This is a genomic window from Klebsiella sp. ME-303 (assembly GCF_007910085.1).
GTDB lineage: Bacteria > Pseudomonadota > Gammaproteobacteria > Enterobacterales > Enterobacteriaceae > Klebsiella > Klebsiella michiganensis.
Genome location: NZ_VOJB01000088.1, coordinates 70,861 through 77,402 on the forward strand (window position 1 = coordinate 70,861; position 6,542 = coordinate 77,402).

Here is a 6,542-nt window from a genome sequence, read left to right on the forward strand (position 1 = left end):
TCATGAAAATTGCTCCCTCTTTAATGTGTATGGATCTGCTGAAATTTAAAGAACAGATCGAGTTTATCGACCAGCACGCAGACTATTTTCACATCGACATTATGGACGGTCATTTTGTACCAAACCTGACCCTGTCGCCGTTTTTCGTCAGCCAGGTCAAAAAGCTGGCCAGCAAACCGCTGGACTGCCATCTGATGGTCACCCGCCCGCAGGACTACATTAGCCAGCTGGCGCAGGCGGGGGCGGATTTTATCACCCTGCATCCGGAAACGATTAATGGCCAGGCCTTCCGCCTGATCGAAGAGATCCGTCGCCAAGGCATGAAGGTCGGACTGATCCTTAACCCGGAAACCCCGGTTGAGACCATGAAGTACTACATTCATAAAGCCGACAAAATCACGGTGATGACCGTCGATCCTGGCTTCGCCGGGCAGCCGTTTATCCCGGAGATGCTGGAAAAAATCGCCGAACTGAAAGCCTGGCGCGAGCGCGAGGGGCTGAGCTACGAGATCGAGATCGACGGCTCCTGCAATAAAGCCACCTATCAAAAACTGATGGCGGCGGGCGCGGACGTCTTTATCGTCGGCACCTCAGGCCTCTTCAATCACGCCGATAAGATAGAAGACGCGTGGCAGATCATGGCAGAGCAGATCCTGACGGCAAAACGCGAGGTACTGCCTCATGCAAAAACAGCGTAACGTCGTCGCGGGCGTAGATATGGGCGCGACCCATATCCGGCTTTGCCTGCAAACGGCGCAGGGCGAAGCGCTGCACTGCGAAAAGCGGCGCACCGCCGACGTGATTAGCGCCGACGGCCTGGTCAACGGTATTAAAAACCTGCTGCAGCAGCAGCTGACCCAGCACGACGCCCACTGCTGCGGGCTGGTGATGGGGTTTCCGGCGCTGGTGGCAAAAGACAAGCGGACGATTATCTCAACGCCCAATCTGCCGCTGGCCGCCGCCGACCTGTATAATCTGGCCGACCGGCTGGAAGCGGCGCTGGGCTGCCCGGTGGAGTTTTCCCGCGATGTGAATCTGCAGCTCTCTTTTGATGTGCAGCAGAACGGCCTGCAGGAGCAGGAGGTGCTGGCGGCCTATCTTGGCACCGGTATGGGCTTCGCGGTCTGGCTGAACGGCGGACCGTGGACCGGCGCCCACGGCGTGGCGGGCGAGCTGGGACATATTCCGCAAGGGGATGACGCCCTCATCTGCGCCTGCGGCAACCCCGCCTGTCTGGAAACCGTCTGCTCCGGGATTGCGCTAAAGCGCTGGTATGAACAGCAGCCGCGCGCCTATGAACTGGGCGAGCTGTTCGTTCACGCCGCGCGGGAGCCGTTTGTGCAGCAGCTGCTAAACCACGCCGCACGCGCCATCGCCACCAGCATCAACCTGTTCGACCCCGATGCGGTGATCCTCGGCGGCGGAGTAATGGATATGCCCGCCTTCCCGCGTGAAGCCGTCATCGCCATGGTCAAAACCTACGTCCGCCGTCCGCTGCCGTATCAGGCCGTACGCTTTATCGCCGCCTCCTCTTCCGCGTTTAACGGCGCTCAGGGCGCGGCGGCGCTGGCGAGAAGCCGGTATTTAAGCTAGCCGAGGTAACGCCCATAAGCCCGGACCTGCCTCTTCCCGCCCCCTCGGCGGCGGTGCTGCGCGCCTGGCCGGGCTACCCGGCCGCGTCACAGGCGCCCGCGTCGACACGTCAAAACTGACGATAGCCTGTTTTTCGTCAGCATTTCGCCCAAAAAAACGACGTATCATCAGTCAATACCCACAGTGAAAACATGGCATAGAAGATGCATAGTGACGGCGCGATAGCGCGTATGCGCCAATTGATTAACTGGAGCAAGACCGATGAAAAAAGTCGTCACGGTTTGCCCGTATTGCGCATCAGGTTGCAAAATCAACCTGGTGGTCGATAACGGCAAAATCGTTCGGGCGGAGGCGGCACAGGGGAAAACCAACCAGGGAACCCTGTGTCTGAAAGGCTATTATGGCTGGGACTTCATTAACGATACCCAGATCCTTACCCCGCGCCTGAAAACCCCGATGATCCGTCGCCAGCGCGGCGGCAAGCTGGAATCCGTCTCCTGGGATGAGGCGCTCGATTACGTCGCCACTCGCCTCAGCGCCATTAAAGAGAAGTATGGCCCGGACGCGATTCAGACTACCGGTTCGTCCCGCGGGACGGGTAACGAAACCAACTATGTGATGCAAAAATTCGCGCGCGCCGTTATTGGTACCAATAACGTCGACTGCTGCGCTCGCGTCTGACACGGCCCATCGGTTGCAGGTCTGCACCAATCGGTCGGTAACGGCGCTATGAGTAATGCCATCACCGAGATCGACAACACCGATCTCGTGTTTATCTTCGGGTATAACCCGGCAGATTCACACCCTATTGTGGCGAATCACGTGATTAACGCCAAACGCAATGGGGCGAAAATCATCGTCTGCGATCCGCGTAAAATCGAAACCGCGCGCATCGCCGATATGCACATTGCGCTGAAGAACGGCTCGAATATCGCGCTGCTCAACGCTATCGGGCACGTGATCATCGAAGAGGATCTCTACGATAAATCCTTCGTCGCCAGCCGTTCCGAAGGCTTCGAAGAGTATCGCAAAATCGTCGAAGGCTATACGCCGGAGTCGGTGGAAGAGATTACCGGCGTGAGTGCCCAGGAGATCCGCGCCTGCGCCCGCATGTACGCCAGCGCGAAATCCGCCGCCATCCTGTGGGGCATGGGCGTCACCCAGTTCTACCAGGGCGTGGAGACCGTACGTTCGCTGACCAGCCTGGCGATCCTCACCGGCAACCTCGGCAAGCCGAGCGTCGGCGTCAACCCGGTGCGCGGCCAGAACAACGTTCAGGGCGCCTGCGACATGGGCGCGCTGCCGGATACCTATCCGGGCTATCAGTACGTTAAGTTCCCGGAAAACCGCGAGAAGTTCGCCAAAGCCTGGGGCGTCGACAGCCTGCCGGCGCACACCGGCTACCGCATCAGCGAGCTGCCGCACCGCGCGGCGCATGGCGAAGTGCGGGCGGCGTACATCATGGGGGAAGATCCGCTCCAGACCGACGCCGAGCTGTCCGCCGTGCGTAAGGCTTTCGACGATCTGGAACTGGTTATCGTCCAGGATATTTTCATGACCAAAACCGCCTCAGCGGCCGACGTTATCCTGCCCTCCACCTCGTGGGGCGAGCACGAAGGCGTTTATACCGCAGCGGACCGCGGCTTCCAGCGCTTCTTTAAAGCGGTAGAGCCGAAGTGGGACCTGAAAACCGACTGGCAGATCATCAGCGAAATCGCCACCCGGATGGGCTACAAGATGCACTACAACAACACTCAGGAAATCTGGGACGAGTTGCGTCATCTGTGCCCGGATTTCTACGGCGCCACCTACGAGAAAATGGGCGAGCTGGGCTACGTCATGTGGCCGTGCCGCGATGAGTCCGACGCCGACCAGGGGACCTCTTATCTGTTTAAAGAGAAGTTCGATACCCCGAACGGTCTGGCGCAGTTCTTCACCTGCGACTGGGTCGCGCCGATTGACAAACTCACCGACGAATACCCGATGGTGCTGTCGACGGTGCGCGAAGTCGGCCACTACTCGTGCCGTTCGATGACCGGCAACTGTGCGGCGCTGGCCGCGCTGGCGGATGAACCGGGCTATGCGCAGATCAATACCGCCGATGCCGAACGTCTGGGCATTGAGGATGAGGCGCTGGTGTGGGTGAACTCGCGTAAGGGCCGTATTATCACCCGCGCGCAGGTCAGCGATCGTCCAAATAAAGGGGCGGTCTATATGACCTACCAGTGGTGGATTGGCGCCTGTAACGAGCTGGTTTCCGAGAACCTGAGCCCGATAACCAAAACGCCGGAGTATAAGTACTGCGCCGTCAACGTTGAGCCGATTGCCGACCAGCGGGCCGCCGAGCAGTACGTGATTGACGAGTACAATAAGCTGAAAACCCGCCTGCGCGAAAGCGCGATGGGCTAATCAGGCCGCCTCCCCGGAGGCGGTGCTTCGCACCTGTCCTGGCTACACAATCCGTAGCCCGGGCAAGGCGCGTCAGCGCCGCCCCCGGGGAAACAGACGGCACGATTATTCGGATAAACCATGAGTATCCCCCACTCGTTCCCGTCGTTTTCTTCTCCTTCACCTGCCTTTATACTGCTCGCTATGTCCTCTACCGATAATAAAAAATGAAATACCTCTATTTACTGCTGGTGATGGCAAGCGTCGCCGCAGGCGCCATGGAACCCGGCAGCCAGTACAAACCGCTGGCCGAAGCGGGCGACCCGCGCGCGCAGTACTACCTGGCCGACACTTACGTCAGCTTCGGCGATTTTCCGCAGGCTGAATACTGGGCGCAGAAAGCGGCAGACAAGGGCGACGGCGATGCGCTGGCGCTGCTGGCTCAGCTCAAAATCCGCAATCCGCAGCAGGCCGACTACCGCCAAGCGAAAGCGCTGGCGGAAAAGTCGGTGCAGACCGGCAGCAGGGCGGGAGAAATTGTCCTCGCCCGGGTGCTGGTGAACCAGCAGGCCGGTACGCCGAACTATCCGCACGCCATCTCCCTGTTACAGCATGCCGCCCAGGCTCCGGAAAGCGATTCAGCCGTCGACGCCCAGATGCTGCTGGGGCTGATCTACGCCAGCGGCGTTCATCCCCCGGAAGATGACGTAAAGGCGACGCAGTATTTTAAAGAGAGCTCTGCCCTCTCCCGCACCGGCTACGCTGAATACTGGGCCGGGATGCTTTTCCAGCAGGGGGAAAAAGGCTTTATCGAACCCAACAAGCAGAAAGCGCTGCACTGGCTCAACGTCAGCTGTCAGGAGGGGTTTGATACCGGCTGTGAAGAGTTCGACAGGATCAGTAAAAGATAAGAAAAAGCCCGGTGCGATGTCACCGGGCTTTCTGTTTTATTGCGCCGTTTTATCAAATTTTCCCAGCACTTCACGCTCGTACGCCAGCGCTTTTTTGCGGTCAAACTTGTGTTCCCATTTGGCGATAACCAGCACCGCCAGCGCGTTGCCCACCACGTTCAGCGCGGTACGCGCCATATCGAGGATACGGTCAACGCCGGCGATAAACGCCAGACCTTCCAGCGGAATGCCCACGCTGCCCAGCGTCGCCAGCAGCACCACGAAGGAGACGCCCGGTACGCCGGCAATCCCTTTCGACGTCACCATCAGCGTCAGCACAAGGGTAATTTCCTGCCAGATGGAGAGGTCGATACCGTACAGCTGGGCAATAAAGATCGCCGCAATGCTCTGATACAGCGTTGAGCCATCGAGGTTAAAGGAGTAGCCGGTCGGCACCACGAAGCTGGTGATTGACGCCGGCGCGCCATAGGCTTCCATCTTCTCAATAATCCGCGGCAGCACGCTCTCGGAGCTGGCGGTAGAGTAGGCCAGAATCAGCTCATCCTTCAGAATGCGGATCAGGGTCCAGATGCTCAGTCCGCACACCCGCGCCACGATGCCTAATACCACCAGCGCAAAGAACAGAATGGCGAAATAAAGCAGAATCACCAGCTTCGCCAGCGGCCACAGCGAGGCGAAGCCGAAGGTCGCCACGGTCACCGAAATCAGCGCGAACACGCCCACCGGCGCATAGCGCATGACCATGTGCGTCACTTTGAACATGGTTTCAGAGATAGAGCGGAACACCGTTACCAGCGGTTCGCGGTGGGTGGCAGGCAGCGAGGAGAGGCCCAGACCAAACAGCACCGAGAAGAAGATGATCGGCAGCATGTCGCCTTTCGCCATCGAGGCCACGATATTGGTCGGGACCAGCGAGAGGATCGTGCCCATCAGGCCATGCGCGTGGCTCTGCACTTCCGCCGTGGTGTTTTGATATTTCGAAATATCCACCGCCGCCAGCTGCGACATATCGATTCCGCTCCCCGGCTGGAAGACGTTAGCCAGGGTAATCCCCAGCACGATCGCCACCGTGGTGATCACTTCAAAATAGATAATGGTCTTCGCACCGATACGGCCCAGCTGCTTCGCATCGCCCACGCCCGCAATACCGACCACCAGGGTCGAGATGACGATCGGTACGACGATCATTTTAATCAGATGGATAAAGATATCGCCTGCCGGGGTCAGCAGGTTTGAGATTAACCAGTCACGGCTTTCGGCATGGTAATGCAGGTAACTGCCCAGAAGTATGCCCAGCACCAGAGCCAGCAAAATTTGCCAGGCCAGGCTGACTTTTGTTTTTTTCTTCACTACAGACTTCCTCGATGAAAAGCGCCATTCCGGGAGGTAATGGCACCCACTGAAAGGGGTATGAATTGTGTTGCGTTGCTTTATAGGGTTATTTAACGCGCAATATCAGTATCATTTGCACGGCATGCTGCGCAAGTCTTTAAGAACAGCGGTTTACTCTGGTTTTATGCATAAACCCGCTAATATCCCCACCTTATGTTGCATAAGTATTTGTTATAAAAAATATTTAATATATTCATTTTCTATAAATTCAATTCAGAAATTATTTCATATCAAAGTTTCATTTGATTGCTTTTCATT

Annotated in this window: 5 protein-coding genes; 4 read left to right on the forward strand and 1 reads right to left on the reverse strand. The window is 57.7% G+C overall.

The features are described from left to right. The first annotated feature begins 2 nt into the window (after positions 1-2). The 4 genes from alsE (at position 3) to FQK12_RS19380 (ending at position 4,892) form a co-directional block, all read left to right on the forward strand. Entirely contained in the window at positions 3-698 is a 696-nt protein-coding gene (gene alsE / locus FQK12_RS19365; RefSeq protein ID WP_014227571.1) for a D-allulose 6-phosphate 3-epimerase, read from the forward strand. Further along, a complete protein-coding gene (alsK, locus tag FQK12_RS19370) occupies positions 682-1,593 on the forward strand; it encodes an allose kinase (RefSeq protein ID WP_014227570.1) in 912 nt (303 codons plus the stop codon). The genes alsE and alsK overlap by 17 nt, the downstream gene beginning before the upstream one ends. A gap of 261 nt (positions 1,594-1,854) precedes the next feature. Continuing rightward, positions 1,855-4,002 (forward strand): formate dehydrogenase subunit alpha, encoded by a 2,148-nt coding sequence (fdhF, locus tag FQK12_RS19375; protein WP_077598876.1) that lies wholly within the window; start codon positions 1,855-1,857, stop codon positions 4,000-4,002. Positions 4,003-4,208: 206 nt separating this feature from the next. Then, a complete protein-coding gene (locus FQK12_RS19380) occupies positions 4,209-4,892 on the forward strand; it encodes a tetratricopeptide repeat protein (RefSeq protein ID WP_014227569.1) in 684 nt (227 codons plus the stop codon). A 36-nt stretch (positions 4,893-4,928) separates the two neighbouring features. Here the strand turns inward: FQK12_RS19380 and gltP are convergent, their stop codons facing one another. Then, positions 4,929-6,242, reverse strand: a complete 1,314-nt coding sequence (gltP, locus tag FQK12_RS19385) for a glutamate/aspartate:proton symporter GltP (protein ID WP_014227568.1) — start codon at positions 6,240-6,242, stop codon at positions 4,929-4,931. Between the last annotated feature and the right edge of the window lie 300 nt (positions 6,243-6,542).

Bases quoted from the DNA above. Each gene is read 5' to 3' on its own strand.
- alsE (WP_014227571.1), top strand. From the start codon at position 3: ATGAAAATTGCTCCCTCTTTAATGTGTATGGATCTGCTGAAATTTAAA.
- alsK (WP_014227570.1), top strand. From the start codon at position 682: ATGCAAAAACAGCGTAACGTCGTCGCGGGCGTAGATATGGGCGCGACC.
- FQK12_RS19380 (WP_014227569.1), top strand. From the start codon at position 4,209: ATGAAATACCTCTATTTACTGCTGGTGATGGCAAGCGTCGCCGCAGGC.